The organism is Escherichia sp. E10V10, from assembly GCF_004211985.1.
Lineage (GTDB): Bacteria > Pseudomonadota > Gammaproteobacteria > Enterobacterales > Enterobacteriaceae > Escherichia.
In genome coordinates, this window is record NZ_RHJO01000006.1 from 26,515 (window position 1) to 41,801 (window position 15,287).

Genomic DNA, 15,287 nt, shown 5'->3' on the forward strand with positions numbered 1-15,287 from the left:
TGGTGGCTGATATCGCCACCATCTTTCACTGGCCGCCATCCGTTACTGACGTTATGCCGCTGACCGAAGTGCTGGAATGGCGGTATAAAGCGATTCAGAGAAGTGGGGCCAGCCATGAGTGACAATAACCTGCGTCTGCAGGTCATTCTTAATGCGGTTGACAAGCTCACCCGCCCATTTCGATCTGCGCAGGCCAGTTCAAGAGAACTGGCTGCTGCTGTCAAAAAATCCCGCGATGCAATAAAGCAGCTTGATCAGGCCGGGAGCAGTCTGGACAGCTTCCGAAAGCTGCAGGCAGAAAATCAGAAATTAGGCGACAGGCTGAACTATGCCCGCCAGCGTGCAAATTTGCTCAGTCAGGAACTGGGAGCGATGGGGCCGCCTTCGCAACGTCAGGTTGTCGCTCTGGGCCGTCAACGGCTGGCTGTTCAGCGCCTGGAAGAACGCCAGAAAAAGCTGCAGCAGCAGACGGCGCTTGTGCGTGCAGAACTTTATCGTGCTGGTATTTCAGCTAATGATGGCGCCAGTGCGACGGCCCGCATTACCCGTGAAACGATGCGTTATAACAGGCAGCTTTCTGAGCAGGAATCGAGGTTACGACGTGTCGGGGAGCAACAGCGAAAAATGCACGCCGCCCGGGGGGCTTACGCCAGTCGTCTTGAGGTAAGGGATCGTATTGCCGGGGCCGGAGCCACCACCACGGCTGCAGGGCTGGCAATGGGCGCGCCAGTGATGGCGGCAGTAAAAAGCTATACCAGTATGGAAGATGCCATGAAAGGTGTGGCAAAGCAGGTCAATGGTTTGCGTGACGATAATGGCAACCGCACTGCGCGTTTTTATGAAATGCAGGATGCCATCAAGGCTGCCAGCGAACAGTTGCCGATGGAAAACGGTGCGGTGGACTTCGCCGCACTGGTTGAAGGTGGGGCGCGCATGAACGTCGCAAACCCTGACGACAGCTGGGAAGACCAGAAACGTGACCTGCTGGCCTTCGCCAGCACGGCGGCAAAGGCGGCAACAGCCTTTGAACTGCCAGCGGATGAACTGTCAGAAAGTCTGGGGAAAATCGCCCAGCTCTACAAAATCCCTACCCGCAATATTGAACAGCTCGGTGATGCGCTGAACTATCTGGATGATAACGCCATGTCGAAAGGAGCGGACATCATTGATGTCATGCAACGCCTGGGCGGTGTGGCTGACCGTCTGGATTATCGTAAAGCGGCGGCGCTGGGTTCCACCTTCCTGACACTGGGCGCTGCGCCGGAGGTTGCAGCCAGTGCAGCAAACGCGATGGTGCGTGAATTGTCCATTGCCACCATGCAAAGTAAGAGTTTCTTTGAAGGAATGAATCTGCTGAAACTCAATCCTGAAGTGATTGAAAAGCAGATGACGAAGGATGCGATGGGAACTATCCAGCGTGTGCTGGAGAAGGTGAACGAACTGCCGCAGGATAAGCGTCTGTCTGCCATGACCATGTTGTTTGGTAAAGAGTTTGGCGATGACGCGGCGAAACTGGCAAACAACCTGCCGGAACTGCAGCGTCAGTTAAAACTGACAGCGGGCAATGATGCGCTCGGCTCCATGCAGAAAGAATCCGACATCAACAAGGACTCACTTTCTGCTCAGTGGTTGCTGGTCAAAACCGGAGCGCAGAACACCTTCAGTAGCCTGGGCGAAACGCTGCGCCAGCCGCTGATGGATATTCTGTACACGGTGAAAAGCGTCACGGGGGCGTTGCGTCGCTGGGTGGAAGCTAACCCGGAATTGACGGGCACACTGATGAAAGTAGCCGCTGTGGTGGCTGCCGTTACCGTGGGACTCGGCACCTTAGCGGTGGTGCTGGCTGCAGTGCTGGGGCCGCTGGCAGTGATCCGTCTGGGATTCTCTGTGCTGGGTATCAAAACGTTACCTTCCGTTACGGATGCAGTAACACGAACCAGCAGCGCGTTGTCCTGGCTGGCTGGCGCTCCACTGGCAGTGCTTCGACGCGGGCTTGCTTCATCGGGGAGCACTGCGGGTTTGCTTACTGCGCCGCTGTTGTCTTTGCGCCGCACGGCAGCATTGACAGGGAATGCCCTGAAAACTGTGGCAGCTGCGCCTGTTGCACTCTTGCGGTCCGGTTTATCCGGTTTACGTGCTGTTGCCGTGATGTTTATGAATCCACTGGCAGCACTACGCGGCGGGCTGACCGCCACAGGCGCGGTGTTGCGTGTGCTGGCATCCGGTTCGCTGGCGATGCTGCGCGTTGCCCTGTATGCCGTATCAGGTCTGTTAGGTGCTCTGCTCAGTCCGATAGGTCTTGTGGTTACTGCACTGGCGGGTGTGGCGCTGGTTGTCTGGAAATACTGGCAACCCATCACCGCATTTCTCGGTGGCGTGGTGGAAGGATTCAAAGCAGCGGCTGGTCCCATCAGTGCCGCATTCGAACCACTTAAGCCTGTGTTCCAGTGGATTGGCGACAAAGTGCAGGCGCTGTGGGGCTGGTTTACTGACCTGCTGACGCCTGTTAAGTCGACCTCTGCCGAACTGCAGAGCGCAGCGGCAATGGGGCGACGATTCGGGGAGGCACTGGCGGAAGGGCTGAATATGGTCATGCACCCGCTGGACTCCCTGAAATCCGGCGTTTCCTGGTTGCTGGAGAAACTCGGCATTGTCAGTAAAGAGGCTGCAAAAGCGAAACTGCCGGAAAGCGTGACGCGTCAGCAACCTGCGACGGTGAATGCAGACGGTAAAGTGATAATGCCATCGGGTGGTTTTCCGTCATGGGGATATGGCTTTGCGGGGATGTATGACAGCGGCGGGTATATCCCGCGCGGGCAGTTCGGCATTGTCGGTGAAAACGGGCCGGAAATTGTCAACGGTCCGGCAAACGTGACCAGCCGGAGAAATACCGCTGCACTGGCTGCGGTTGTCGCCGGAATGATGGGCGTTGCTGCCGCGCCAGCAGAGCTTCCACCGTTGCATCCTTTGGCGCTTCCCGCGAAAGGCGGTGAAGCGATGGTGAGTCGCGCAGCTGCTGTGCCGCCCGTTCACCGGATTGAGGCACCGACGCAGATCATCATCCAGACGCAGCCAGGACAAAGTGCGCAGGATATTGCGCGGGAGGTGGCACGCCAGCTTGATGAACGTGAACGCAGGCTGAAGGCAAAAGCCAGGAGTAACTACAGCGATCAGGGGGGATACGACGTATGATGATGGTGCTGGGATTGTACGTGTTTATGCTGCGCACCGTACCGTATCAGGAGCTGCAGTATCAACGCAGCTGGCGACATGCGGCAAACAGTCGGGTAAATCGTCGTCCGTCCACGCAGTTTCTGGGACCGGACAACGACATGCTGACGCTTTCCGGTGTTCTTATGCCGGAGATAACAGGCGGCAGGCTGTCGTTGCTGGCACTAGAGCAGATGGCAGAACAGGGGAAAGCATGGCCCCTGATTGAAGGCAGCGGCACGATTTACGGCATGTATGTGATTGAGGGACTGAATCAGACTAAAACGGAGTTTTTCCGCGACGGTATGCCGCGCCGGATTGAGTTCACCCTGTCGCTCAAACGGGTGGATGAATCCCTGTCCGATATGTTCAGTGATCTCAGTGCGCAACTGAATAATCTGCAGGAAACGGCAACATCTGCTTTAGGCGATATCAGTAAAACGGTGGGAGGGCTGTTGTCGTGAATTTCAGCTCTGAACTGCTTAACAAAGGCAACAAAACTCCGGCATTCAGCATCAGTATTGAAGGCAAGGATATCACCACTGTGCTGGACAACCGCCTGATGGGGCTTACGCTGACGGATAACCGGGGCTTTGAAGCGGACCAGCTTGATCTGGAACTGGATGATGCCGACGGAAAAATCGTGCTGCCGCGTCGTGGTGCGGTCATTACGCTGGCGCTGGGCTGGAAAGGGCAGCCACTTTTCCCGAAAGGGGCATTCACGGTGGATGAAATTGAACACACTGGCGCACCGGACCGCCTGACTATCCGGGCGCGAAGTGCTGATTTTCGGGAAACGCTGAATACCCGCCGTGAAAAGTCGTGGCACAAGACCACCGTTGGGGAAGTGGTGAAGGAAATAGCTGCGCGGCACAAACTGAAGATGGCACTGGGTAAAGACCTGTCGGATAAGCCCGTGGAGCATATAGACCAGACTAATGAGAGTGACGGCAGTTTTTTGATGCGGCTGGCGCGCCAGTACGGTGCTATTGCGTCGGTGAAAAATGGCAATCTGTTATTCATCCGGCAGGGACAGGGCAAAAGCGCCAGCGGTAAACCTCTGCCGGTGATCACTATCACACGTAAGGACGGCGACAGTCACCGCTTTACCCTGGCGGATCGCGGAGCCTACACGGGCGTCATTGCCAGCTGGTTGCATACCCGCGAACCTGCGAAGAAAGAAAGCACTACAGTGAAGCGTAAGCGCAGGACCAAGAAGCAGAAGAAAGAGCCGGAAGCGAAGCAGGGCGATTACCTGGTGGGGACGGATGAAAACGTGCTGGTACTTAATCGCACTTATGCCAACCGGAGCAACGCCGAACGAGCGGCAAAAATGCAGTGGGAACGCCTGCAACGCGGTGTTGCGTCATTCTCGCTGCAACTGGCAGAAGGACGGGCAGATCTTTATACGGAAATGCCTGTAAAAGTCAGTGGCTTTAAACAGCCGATAGATGATGCGGAATGGACGATTACGACTCTGACACATACCGTCAGCCCGGATAACGGTTTTACGACCAGTATTGAACTTGAAGTGAAAATTGATGATCTTGAAATGGAATAAATGGTTCTCAATATTGATATTTTGTGTATCATTGCAATGATTCTGATAGCAAAGGTAGGGATCTGGATATGATGAATTGTCCAAAGTGTGGTCATGCGGCGCACACAAGGAGCAGTTTTCAAGTAACAGAAAGCACCAAAGAGCGTTACTGCCAGTGCCAAAATATTAACTGCGGGAGCACTTTTGTTACCCATGAAACAGTGGTCCGGTTTATTGTGACACCTGCAGTGATTGCCACAGCCCCTCCACATCCATTGCCAGGTGGTCAGGGCCATATGAATTTTTAAGAAAGAGAACCTGCTACGGCAGGTTTTTATTCATCTGGGATCTCACCTGTTTCAAGAAAATGTATAAAGCCAGGCTCATCTATGATGATAGTGCCTTTCATCCTTGCTGCCGATACTTTTGATGGGCCTGCATTGTAACCGCAGCAGAGCATCTGAAGGTTTTGGGTTACAGAGGTTCTTACCGTTAATCCTTGTTCATTCGCCTTATCAACCAACCTTTCTTTATCTGCTTTCTTAAATCCGGTGAAACATACATCGAATGTATTTTTTTTCGGGCCAGACGGCTTAGTGAGATGTGAGTAGTTTTCGGGGAGGAATGTCTCGCATTCCTGAATGGCTTGTTCTTGTGAATCGTATTGTTTAAGAATGCGGTCTTTTCGGAAGGTTTTTATTCGGTCGGTGTTCTTACAAATGCCCTGTATATGATTTTCGCTATAACTGATGCTCTGTATTGAGTGAACACCGATACGACCATTTGCATTGATGTAAACAAAGTGAAGTTCTTCCATGTGAAACCTCTTGGCTTGATTTCAAGATGGCGACAGGCAAGACGGACGCAAAACTCTGTCGCCATTTTGTCGCCACTACCAAAGAAAAAGGGGCTACGCCTTCACGTAACCCCTTGATTTATTTGGTGGAGCTGGCGGGAGTTGAACCCGCGTCCGAAATTCCTACATCCTCGGTACTACATGCTTAGTCAGTCTTTACATTCGCTTGCCAGCTGCGGACAGACACGCCACTAACAAACTAGCCTGATTAAGTTTTAACGCTTCAACCCCAGGCAGGGCTTCCACGCGATCTCTTTTGGGTTTGACCTCTCTTGATCCCCGTCCTAAGAGCGGAGGCTAGGGAGAGAGGGCTCTAAGCAGGTTATTAAGCTGCTAAAGCGTAGTTTTCGTCGTTTGCGACTATTTTTTGCGGCTTTTTACGAGGCCAACCGCCCCTCGGCATGCACCTTGGGTTTCGCAAATCCCGTCGAATCCAGAATCAGCCCCAATGTGTAACGTTAAGTATACCAGATTTTTGAGCGCCATGACTAGCCCCAAAGGCGTTATCATCCTGGAATTAGCGCCTGCATAGTATGATTTTTCTTCGATTAAGCAATGGGATGGCTACATCAGTGTCAGATTTGACAGTCGACAAGATGTTCATTCGCGCCGCCGGATAGGGAGGCGCGGTGAAGATTTGATTAGTATCGCTTATATAGGTTTAACGGTGCGCATTTTTCATGATACGTGCTTTATCAACCTGCCATTCACGTTCTTTGATATCAGAACGTTTATCGTGTTGTTTCTTACCTTTCGCGACGCCGATTTTTACTTTGCACCAGGCATTTTTCCAGTACAGGGAGAGCGCTACTACGGTATAACCTTCACGGTTCACTCGGCCATAGAGAGAGTCAAGTTCGCGCTGGTTGAGAAGCAGTTTGCGGGTGCGAGTAGGGTCGCACACCACGTGCGTGGAAGCCACTGCCATCGGCGTGATGTTTGCTCCAAACAGGAACGCTTCTCCGTCGCGCAGAAGGACATAGCTGTCGCTAATATTGGCTTTTCCTGCGCGCAGGGATTTAACTTCCCAGCCTTGCAGGGCAAGTCCCGCTTCGAACTCTTCTTCAATAAAGTATTCGTGACGGGCGCGCTTGTTAAGCGCGATGGTCGCTGAACCAGGTTTATGTGCTTTTTTCTTCGTCATAAGCGTCGTGAATCATCGGTAATCTGAAATCGAAAATACCCCATATCAATCCTGCGGGGGACAAGGCTCTATCTTAGCATGAACCGGATGTTACCCAGCGTCGGGATAGCGTTTTTTTTACGGCAGGATAAATGATATTATTTGTTGGATTTTTGTTGATGGAAATTGTTATGCCTCAGATTAGCCGGACCGCACTGGTACCCTACAGCGCGGAGCAAATGTATCAGTTAGTGAATGACGTTCAGTCTTATCCTCAGTTTTTACCAGGGTGCACTGGAAGCCGGATTCTGGAGTCCACTCCTGGGCAGATGACCGCTGCGGTAGATGTGTCAAAGGCTGGGATCAGCAAAACGTTTACTACCCGCAACCAGTTGACCAGTAACCAAAGTATTCTGATGAGTCTGGTTGATGGACCGTTTAAGAAATTGATCGGCGGCTGGAGGTTTACGCCGTTGAGCCAGGACGCGTGCCGTATTGAGTTTCATCTCGACTTTGAGTTTACCAATAAGTTGATTGAACTCGCCTTTGGGCGCGTGTTTAAAGAGCTGGCAGCTAATATGGTGCAGGCTTTTACTGTTCGTGCAAAAGAGGTCTACAGTGCCAGGTAAAATTGCCGTTGAGGTGGCTTACGCATTACCCGAGAAACAATACCTGCAACGGGTAAGATTGCAGGAGGGCGCGACGGTTGAAGAAGCAATTCGCGCCAGTGGCTTGCTGGAATTGCGTACCGATATCGATTTAACTAAAAACAAAGTCGGCATTTACAGCCGTCCGGCAAAACTGAGCGATACCGTGCATGATGGAGATCGGGTGGAGATTTATCGTCCTCTCATTGCCGATCCGAAAGAGCTTCGCAGGCAACGAGCAGAAAAATCAGCGAATAAATAACAGACAGAAAAAAGGTGCTCATTGAGCACCTTTTTTTAATCGCTATAAACAGCAAATTTTATTCGTTGCCAGTCAGCGCGGGTTTGTTATCAATGTTGGTCAACACACCGCTACTGTTAAAGGTCAGCGTCAGCGTTTGCTGCGTGACACCTTCATGACCTGGTTGCTGACGGAACACATAAAACCAGGTATTCGTACCAAATGGATCGGACATCAGCGGTGTACCCAATGCGTACGCAACTTGTTGTTGCGTCATGCCAACACGTATTTTGGATACGTCGTTAGCGGTCAGATAGTTCCCCTGGTTGATGTCAGGACGGTAAACCACTCGCTCCAGAGTGGAACAGCCTGCGGTCAACATCAATAGTACTGCTGCTGCAGCAGTCAGCGTTTTACAGCGCATAGTGATTTGATTCCTTTTCGGGCCCGAGCAGTACGTGGCTCATCTGTAATATGCCGATGATAATAGACCTTTCATCACTTTAAAACCTTTTGCTTTCCGGTCTTACGGCGTTTTGCTGTTTACTCTGACCGTGAAGCAGGAAAAAAGTTTACGCCGCAAGCAGTTCTTTCGCATTCGCCAGTGTGTTACGTGTGACTTCACTGCCACCAAGCAGGCGCGCCAGCTCTTGTAACCGCGCTTTTTTATCCAGGGATTGCATATGCGTTTCTGTCATCGCGCCATCGGTTTCTTTGCTGACAAAATAGTGTTGATGACCGCATCCTGCGACTTGCGGCAAATGGGTAACACACATCACCTGGGTTGATTCGCCAAGCTGACGTAGCAGTTTGCCGACAACTGCCGCTGTTGGACCGCTAATCCCTACATCCACTTCATCAAAAATCAGTGCCGGGGTTTCCATTTTACGCGCGGTAATGACCTGAATTGCCAATGCGATGCGGGACAACTCACCACCGGATGCGACTTTGGCAATAGGCTGCATTGGCTGACCTGGGTTGGTGGTTACCCGAAACTCAATACGATCGGCACCGTCAATGCCCAGGTGATGCTCGTCAAATTTAACATCAATCGTAAACTGCCCATGCGGCATAGAGAGTGCATGCATACTATCGGTGATCAGCTGTGCCAACTCATTTGCATAATGCTGGCGTTGCTGGTGTAACGCGCGTGCCGTTTCCAGTGCTTGCTGATGATGTTTCGTTACCGCCAGCGCGAGCGTTTCTTGTGAGTCGGCCTGATCGTCCAGTTGCTGCTGTTCTTCCAGTAGCGACTGGTAATACTGTGGCAATGCCTCAGGGCTGACGTGATGTTTACGTGCCAGCGAAATTTGTTTTGAGATGCGCTGTTCAAGTTCAAACAGTCGGTTGGGATCGAGATCCAGACGATCGCAGTAGTGGCGCAGTTCGTCGCTGGCTTCAGCAATCTGGATGGTAGCTTCTTCCAGCATATCAAGTACGCCGGACAGTTTGCTGTCCATGCCAATCAATTCGCTCACCAGTTGTTTAGCCGTGTAAAGCTGACTTTGCAGGTTTGCGTCTTCACCGTCGGCCATTAATGCCAATGCATTCTGACTGGTAGTCAGTAATTGACCGCTGTTCGCCAGACGTTTGTACTCTTCGTCAATTTGCTCAAACTCTCCGGGCTGCGGATTAAATTCGTTAAGTTCTTTTAATTGGTATTGCAGCAGTTCCGCACGGGCGGCGCGTTCCTGACTTAGTTGTTGATGGTGCGCGAGGTCGCGGCAGCTTTGATGCCACAACTGATAACGTACGGTCATTTCCTGGAGCAGAGAGGTTTCATTGGCATAGCCATCAAGCAGGAATTTTTGGTGCTCGGATTTGGTGAGTAATTGATGAGCGTGCTGACCATGGATCTGAATCAGCAACTGACCCAGTTCGCGCAGTTGTGACAGAGGAACAGCTGTACCGTTGATGAAACCACGGGAGCGACCATCGCTACTGATTACGCGACGAAGCAGGCATTCACGGCCATCTTCCAGTTGGTTTTCTTCCAGCCAGCGCAGAGCCGCTGGCGTATCTTTCAGTGAAAAACGGGCGCACAGGTCAGCGCGAGCAGCGCCGGTACGCACCATGTCGGCTTCAGCGCGACCACCGAGACAAAGGCCGAGGGCATCTATCGCAATAGATTTACCCGCGCCGGTTTCACCGGTTATTACGGTCATGCCGCTGTGAAAATCAATCTCAAGCTCACGAACGATAGCAAAGTTGCTGATGGTCAGTTGTGCCAACATAGTCGTTTTCCTGTATGAAAAACCATTACTGTTATTGTGTACAGTATAAACTGGTTTTATATACAGTAAAGAGGCTGGCGTAAAATTAGAATAATTTTTTTGACCAGCCGAGCTTGGTGCTTAATGTATTGAAATAGCTGTAATCTTTCGGATGAATCAAATTCAGATGATAATCACAGCGACGAATCAGGACATCTTCACCTTCCTGAATCGGCAGCGCTATCTGACTGTCGCAACTGATTTCCAGGTCGTTACGGCGATGCGAAAAACGCAGACGGATCGTGCTGCTGCTGTTTATGACCAGTGGTCGTGCTGACAACGTATGCGGGAACATGGGCACCAGGGTAATTGCATCCAGAGAGGGTGTCAGAATAGGACCGCCCGCAGAGAGGGAATAGGCAGTGGAGCCTGTTGGCGTTGAAATAATTAGTCCATCAGATCGCTGAGAAAACGCAAAGATCTCGTCGATATACACTTCGAACTCAATCATATGCGCCACTTTGCCTGGATGAAGTACAACTTCATTTATCGCTGTGCTGATGCGTTTCTGGCAATCTTGCTGGCAGACTTGCGCTTCCAGCAAAAAACGTTTCTCGCTGATGTAGTGGCCTTCCAGCACATCGGCTAATTGTTGCTGGGCGTTATCGGGGTCAAGGTCAGTCAGGAAACCCAGGTTGCCACGGTTGATTCCAATAACTTTAATATCGTAACGGGCGAGTGTGCGCGCCGCGCCCAGCATATTACCGTCGCCACCAACGACTACCGCGAGATCAGCCAGTTGCCCAATCTCCGCGAGCGTGCCAGTTTTCACATTCTTCAGTTGCAGTTCGTGAGCGATTTGTTGCTCAACGATGACCTCGTAACCTTTTGTGCACAGCCAGCGGTAGAGCATTTCATGTGTTGTCAGTGCAGTAGGGTGCCGTGGGTGTCCCACAATGCCAATACACTTGAAATGATTATTCATTTTTCCGAGGTCCTTGTTGCGAAGATTGATGACAATGTGAGTGCTTCCCTTGAAACCCTGAAACTGATCCCCATAATAAGCGAAGTTAGCGAGATGAATGCGAAAAAAACGCGGAGAAATTCATGAGTAGTAAAGAACAGAAAACGCCTGAGGGGCAAGCCCCGGAAGAAATTATCATGGATCAGCACGAAGAGATTGAGGCAGTTGAGCCAGAAGCTTCTGCTGAGCAGGTGGATCCGCGCGATGAAAAAATTGCGAATCTCGAAGCTCAGCTGGCTGAAGCCCAGACCCGTGAACGTGACGGCATTTTGCGCGTAAAAGCCGAAATGGAAAACCTGCGTCGTCGTACTGAACTGGATATCGAAAAAGCCCACAAATTTGCGCTGGAGAAATTCATCAACGAATTGCTGCCGGTGATTGATAGCCTGGATCGTGCGCTGGAAGTGGCTGATAAAGCTAACCCGGATATGTCCGCGATGGTTGAAGGCATTGAGCTGACGCTGAAGTCGATGCTGGATGTTGTGCGTAAGTTTGGCGTTGAAGTGATCGCCGAAACTAACGTCCCACTGGACCCGAATGTGCATCAGGCCATCGCAATGGTGGAATCTGATGACGTTGCGCCAGGTAACGTACTGGGCATTATGCAGAAGGGTTATACGCTGAATGGTCGTACGATTCGTGCGGCGATGGTTACTGTAGCGAAAGCAAAAGCTTAATATCTGTTTTCGTAATAAATCACGGCCCAGCATGCGAATGCCGGGCCGTTTTTTTTACTCCGCCACACTCTCGCGCAGCGGTTTCACAGGAAAAACTTTTACCTGCTTAATCATATTGTCCTGTACGTCGAGAATATCGATATCGTACTCGCCAATACGTACGCGGGTGCCTGCGACAGGAATCTCTTCCAGTGCCTCAAGAATGACGCCATTAACCGTGCGGGCATCATCTTCCGGTAGATGCCAGTTAAAGGCTTTGTTGATTTCCCGCACGTTGGCAGTGCCATCAATAATCACCGAACCGTCGTTTTGCGGCGTGACTTCTTCGGCAAGTGTTGGCGACATCGACGTAGTGAAATCGCCGACAATCTCTTCCAGAATATGTTCAACCGTCACCAGCCCCTGAATGTCTCCATACTCGTTGACGACCAGGCCGACTTTCTTTTTGTTGCGCTGAAACTTCACCAGCTGCGTGCTGAGCGGCGTGCCTTCCGGGACAAAATAGATTTCGTCCGCGGCGCGTAGCATGGTTTCTTTGGTGAACTCTTTTTTCTCCGACATCAACCGCCAGGCTTCACGTACTCGCAGCATACTGATGGCGTCGTCCAGCGAATCACGGTAGAGCACGATGCGCCCGTGAGGTGAGTGGGAGAGTTGGCGCAGAATCGATTTCCAGTCATCGTTGATATCAATACCGATAATTTCACTGCGCGGCACCATGATGTCATCAACGGTCATTTTTTCCAGATCGAGCACCGAAAGCAGCATATCCTGATTGCGACGGGAAATTTGTGAACGCGATTCATGCACGATAGTACGCAACTCTTCTTTGCTCAAAGAGCCGCTAACCACGATATCGGTTTTGATGCCCATCATGCGCATTAACATGCGGGTAATCGCATTCAGCAACCAGACCAGCGGCATCATCAAAATTTGCAGCGGAGCCAGCAGAAAACTACTCGGATAAGCGACTTTTTCCGGGTACAGCGCAGCAATGGTTTTCGGCAATACCTCAGCAAAAACCAGTACGACAAAAGTCAGCACACCAGTCGCAATTGCCACGCCCGCATCGCCGTACAAACGCATCCCGACAATAGTGCCGAGCGCGGAGGCAAGAATATTGACCAGGTTATTGCCGATTAACACAAGGCTAATCAGGCGGTCTGGCTTACGCAGCAATTTTTCGACGCGTTTGGCCGAGCGATTACCCTGTTTCGCCATATGTCGCAGACGATAGCGGTTGAGGGTCATCATTCCGGTTTCGGACCCGGAAAAATAGGCTGAAATGACCACCATGATGATCAGAATAATGATCAACGTAGTAGTAGAAATGTGTTCCAGGGGAAACTCCTTTTCTGGGGTTAGCTGATTAACTGCTGGACAATTCGGCTGCCGAAATAGGCCAGTGTCAGAATGACTGCACCCGCGACGTTAAACCAGACGACGCGGCGTCCACGCCATCCTTCATGATAATGTCCCCACAGCAGCACAATATAGACAAACCACGCCACGATAGAGAGCACGGCCTTATCGATATTTTCCATGCTAAATAAGTTGTGCATGTAGAACAGGCCAGTGCAAAGAGTAAGCGTTAACAGCACCACGCCAATCTGCGTAATGTGGAACATTTTACGCTCGATACTCATCAATGGCGGCATTTCCTGACTGAATGCCAACTTTTTGTTCTTCAGTTGGTAATCAATCCATGCCAGTTGCAACGCGTACAGGGCGGCGATAATTAGCGTGGCGTAGGAAAAGAGCGATAAGCCAATGTGCACCAGCATCCCAGGCGTGGCTTCCAGGTGGGTGATGTATTCATTGGGCATGAAGGTCGCCAGCGCCAGGTTGATAAGCGCAAAGGCATAGACAATGGGTAGCAGCAACCAGCCACGATTGCGAGAAGCCACAATGGTCATTACCGTACAGATCATCAAACTGACCAATGAACCAACGTTCAGCAGGCTGAGGTTTTGTCCGCTATCACCGTCGGGCAGGATGCGGGCTTCCAGAGCGATTGCGTGGCAGACCAGCGCGATGACCGCAGAAATAATAGCCATGCGCCGCCAGCCGCCGTTTTTTTGCAGCAGACCGGGAACAATCAGCGCAAGACTGACGGAGTAGGCGACAAGCGCGAGCAGAGCAAAAACGGGCATAGTAATGTCGACAGTTTGAGCAATAAGAAAGAGAAGCAGTATAGCGTCAGGTGAACGCTGCTCCAACCGTTGCATAACAACAAAGACGCCTTCATGTTATACTGCGGCAAAATACTGATGATGTGTCGCGATTGCGGCCAACCGTTTCCACCCCAGGCGAGAGACAATGTTTGATAATTTAACCGATCGTTTGTCGCGCACGCTGCGCAATATCAGTGGCCGTGGACGCCTCACTGAAGACAACGTAAAAGATACGCTGCGCGAAGTGCGCATGGCGCTGCTGGAGGCGGACGTCGCTCTACCGGTAGTGCGTGAGTTTATCAATCGCGTAAAAGAGAAAGCGGTTGGTCATGAAGTTAATAAGAGCCTGACGCCGGGGCAGGAGTTCGTCAAAATCGTCCGTAACGAACTGATTGCGGCGATGGGCGAAGAGAACCAGACCCTGAACCTGGCTGCGCAACCGCCTGCGGTCGTGCTGATGGCGGGCCTGCAAGGTGCCGGTAAAACAACCAGCGTGGGTAAACTCGGTAAGTTCCTGCGCGAGAAGCACAAGAAGAAAGTGCTGGTGGTTTCTGCCGACGTTTATCGCCCGGCGGCAATCAAACAGCTTGAGACGCTGGCAGAGCAGGTGGGCGTTGATTTCTTCCCTTCTGATGTTGGTCAGAAGCCGGTAGATATCGTTAACGCGGCGCTGAAAGAAGCCAAACTGAAATTCTACGACGTGCTGCTGGTGGATACCGCCGGTCGTCTGCACGTTGACGAAGCGATGATGGACGAGATCAAACAAGTCCATGCGTCGATTAATCCGGTTGAAACCCTGTTTGTGGTTGACGCCATGACCGGTCAGGATGCCGCGAATACCGCGAAAGCCTTCAACGAAGCGCTGCCGCTTACCGGCGTAGTGTTGACCAAAGTGGACGGCGATGCCCGCGGCGGTGCGGCGCTCTCTATTCGTCACATCACTGGCAAGCCTATCAAGTTCCTCGGTGTTGGCGAGAAAACAGAGGCGCTGGAGCCGTTCCACCCGGACCGTATCGCTTCCCGTATTCTCGGCATGGGCGATGTTCTGTCGCTGATCGAAGATATCGAAAGCAAAGTTGACCGTGCGCAGGCAGAGAAATTAGCCAGCAAGCTGAAAAAAGGCGACGGCTTCGATCTCAACGACTTCCTTGAGCAGCTGCGCCAGATGAAAAATATGGGCGGCATGGCCAGCCTGATGGGCAAGCTGCCGGGCATGGGGCAGATCCCGGATAACGTCAAGTCGCAGATGGACGATAAAGTGCTGGTGCGTATGGAAGCCATCATCAACTCGATGACGATGAAAGAGCGCGCTAAGCCAGAAATCATCAAAGGTTCGCGTAAGCGTCGTATCGCTGCCGGTTGCGGTATGCAGGTGCAGGACGTTAACCGTCTTCTGAAGCAGTTCGACGACATGCAGCGCATGATGAAGAAAATGAAGAAGGGCGGAATGGCGAAGATGATGAGAAGCATGAAAGGGATGATGCCACCGGGATTTCCTGGTCGCTAAATGACCTTATGCGACAGAGTTATTAACTGCTGATTGCATTTTCTCCAGAAATCAGTAAAATTTTCGGGCTTTTAA

Annotated in this window: 16 protein-coding genes and 1 other RNA gene; 9 read left to right on the plus strand and 8 right to left on the minus strand. The window is 51.7% G+C overall.

Translation table 11 applies throughout. From position 1 onward, the window contains the following. Positions 1-2 precede the first annotated feature (2 nt). The 5 genes from D9736_RS12425 (at position 3) to D9736_RS12445 (ending at position 5,058) form a co-directional block, all read left to right on the plus strand. Positions 3-122 (plus strand): GpE family phage tail protein, encoded by a 120-nt coding sequence (locus tag D9736_RS12425; protein ID WP_000763312.1) that lies wholly within the window; start codon positions 3-5, stop codon positions 120-122. After that, entirely contained in the window at positions 115-3,192 is a 3,078-nt protein-coding gene (locus D9736_RS12430; RefSeq protein WP_130258426.1) for a phage tail tape measure protein, read from the plus strand. Before D9736_RS12425 ends, D9736_RS12430 begins: the two co-directional genes overlap by 8 nt. Next, complete coding sequence (locus D9736_RS12435; RefSeq protein ID WP_130258427.1) at positions 3,189-3,674, plus strand: phage tail protein; 486 nt, start codon at positions 3,189-3,191, stop codon at positions 3,672-3,674. The genes D9736_RS12430 and D9736_RS12435 overlap by 4 nt, the downstream gene beginning before the upstream one ends. After that, complete coding sequence (locus D9736_RS12440; protein WP_130258428.1) at positions 3,671-4,771, plus strand: phage late control D family protein; 1,101 nt, start codon at positions 3,671-3,673, stop codon at positions 4,769-4,771. Before D9736_RS12435 ends, D9736_RS12440 begins: the two co-directional genes overlap by 4 nt. Positions 4,772-4,839: 68 nt before the next feature. Further along, positions 4,840-5,058 carry an ogr/Delta-like zinc finger family protein gene (locus tag D9736_RS12445; protein ID WP_000980502.1) on the plus strand — a complete coding sequence of 73 codons (219 nt, stop codon included), beginning with the start codon at positions 4,840-4,842 and terminating at the stop codon, positions 5,056-5,058. 26 nt (positions 5,059-5,084) lie between these two features. Here the strand turns inward: D9736_RS12445 and D9736_RS12450 are convergent, their stop codons facing one another. The 3 genes from D9736_RS12450 to smpB form a co-directional block, all read right to left on the minus strand. Next, entirely contained in the window at positions 5,085-5,567 is a 483-nt protein-coding gene (locus tag D9736_RS12450; protein WP_130258429.1) for a hypothetical protein, read from the minus strand. A 123-nt stretch (positions 5,568-5,690) separates the two neighbouring features. Continuing rightward, positions 5,691-6,053: a transfer-messenger RNA gene (gene ssrA / locus D9736_RS12455) on the minus strand. 214 nt (positions 6,054-6,267) lie between these two features. Then, on the minus strand, positions 6,268-6,750 hold the full coding sequence (gene smpB, locus D9736_RS12460) for an SsrA-binding protein SmpB (RefSeq protein WP_000162574.1): 483 nt from the start codon (positions 6,748-6,750) through the stop codon (positions 6,268-6,270). 170 nt (positions 6,751-6,920) lie between these two features. On the opposite strand from smpB, the gene ratA reads away from it, so the two are divergent. Continuing rightward, complete coding sequence (gene ratA, locus D9736_RS12465; protein WP_205712925.1) at positions 6,921-7,358, plus strand: type II toxin-antitoxin system toxin RatA; 438 nt, start codon at positions 6,921-6,923, stop codon at positions 7,356-7,358. After that, the gene (locus D9736_RS12470) at positions 7,348-7,638 is read left to right on the plus strand and encodes an RnfH family protein (protein ID WP_064529893.1); all 291 of its coding nucleotides are present in this window, start codon (positions 7,348-7,350) and stop codon (positions 7,636-7,638) included. The genes ratA and D9736_RS12470 overlap by 11 nt, the downstream gene beginning before the upstream one ends. Before the next feature lie 58 nt (positions 7,639-7,696). Here the strand turns inward: D9736_RS12470 and bamE are convergent, their stop codons facing one another. From bamE to nadK, 3 genes are all read right to left on the minus strand, one after another. Then, positions 7,697-8,041: an outer membrane protein assembly factor BamE gene (gene bamE / locus D9736_RS12475; protein ID WP_064529892.1), complete on the minus strand. Its 345-nt coding sequence runs from the start codon at positions 8,039-8,041 to the stop codon at positions 7,697-7,699. Positions 8,042-8,189: 148 nt separating this feature from the next. Then, positions 8,190-9,851, minus strand: coding sequence for a DNA repair protein RecN (gene recN / locus D9736_RS12480; protein ID WP_130258431.1), 1,662 nt, complete (start codon positions 9,849-9,851; stop codon positions 8,190-8,192). An 85-nt stretch (positions 9,852-9,936) separates the two neighbouring features. After that, a complete protein-coding gene (gene nadK / locus D9736_RS12485) occupies positions 9,937-10,815 on the minus strand; it encodes an NAD(+) kinase (protein ID WP_001059169.1) in 879 nt (292 codons plus the stop codon). 122 nt (positions 10,816-10,937) lie between these two features. Here nadK and grpE point away from each other — a divergent pair, with 122 nt between their 5' ends. Next, positions 10,938-11,531: a nucleotide exchange factor GrpE gene (gene grpE, locus D9736_RS12495; protein WP_001296310.1), complete on the plus strand. Its 594-nt coding sequence runs from the start codon at positions 10,938-10,940 to the stop codon at positions 11,529-11,531. A gap of 54 nt (positions 11,532-11,585) precedes the next feature. Here grpE and D9736_RS12500 read toward each other — a convergent pair whose 3' ends face one another. Next, positions 11,586-12,872 (minus strand): HlyC/CorC family transporter, encoded by a 1,287-nt coding sequence (locus D9736_RS12500; RefSeq protein WP_130258432.1) that lies wholly within the window; start codon positions 12,870-12,872, stop codon positions 11,586-11,588. 20 nt (positions 12,873-12,892) lie between these two features. Further along, entirely contained in the window at positions 12,893-13,684 is a 792-nt protein-coding gene (locus D9736_RS12505) for an inner membrane protein YpjD (protein WP_024165303.1), read from the minus strand. A gap of 166 nt (positions 13,685-13,850) precedes the next feature. Here D9736_RS12505 and ffh point away from each other — a divergent pair, with 166 nt between their 5' ends. After that, positions 13,851-15,212: a signal recognition particle protein gene (gene ffh, locus D9736_RS12510; RefSeq protein WP_130221574.1), complete on the plus strand. Its 1,362-nt coding sequence runs from the start codon at positions 13,851-13,853 to the stop codon at positions 15,210-15,212. The last annotated feature ends 75 nt before the right edge of the window (positions 15,213-15,287 follow it).

Coding starts and splice junctions, on each gene's coding strand:
- D9736_RS12430 (WP_130258426.1), top strand. CDS start 115: ATGAGTGACAATAACCTGCGTCTGCAGGTCATTCTTAATGCGGTTGAC.
- D9736_RS12435 (WP_130258427.1), top strand. CDS start 3,189: ATGATGATGGTGCTGGGATTGTACGTGTTTATGCTGCGCACCGTACCG.
- D9736_RS12445 (WP_000980502.1), top strand. CDS start 4,840: ATGATGAATTGTCCAAAGTGTGGTCATGCGGCGCACACAAGGAGCAGT.
- D9736_RS12450 (WP_130258429.1), bottom strand. CDS start 5,567: ATGGAAGAACTTCACTTTGTTTACATCAATGCAAATGGTCGTATCGGT.
- smpB (WP_000162574.1), bottom strand. CDS start 6,750: ATGACGAAGAAAAAAGCACATAAACCTGGTTCAGCGACCATCGCGCTT.
- ratA (WP_205712925.1), top strand. CDS start 6,921: ATGCCTCAGATTAGCCGGACCGCACTGGTACCCTACAGCGCGGAGCAA.
- bamE (WP_064529892.1), bottom strand. CDS start 8,041: ATGCGCTGTAAAACGCTGACTGCTGCAGCAGCAGTACTATTGATGTTG.
- recN (WP_130258431.1), bottom strand. CDS start 9,851: ATGTTGGCACAACTGACCATCAGCAACTTTGCTATCGTTCGTGAGCTT.
- nadK (WP_001059169.1), bottom strand. CDS start 10,815: ATGAATAATCATTTCAAGTGTATTGGCATTGTGGGACACCCACGGCAC.
- grpE (WP_001296310.1), top strand. CDS start 10,938: ATGAGTAGTAAAGAACAGAAAACGCCTGAGGGGCAAGCCCCGGAAGAA.
- D9736_RS12505 (WP_024165303.1), bottom strand. CDS start 13,684: ATGCCCGTTTTTGCTCTGCTCGCGCTTGTCGCCTACTCCGTCAGTCTT.
- ffh (WP_130221574.1), top strand. CDS start 13,851: ATGTTTGATAATTTAACCGATCGTTTGTCGCGCACGCTGCGCAATATC.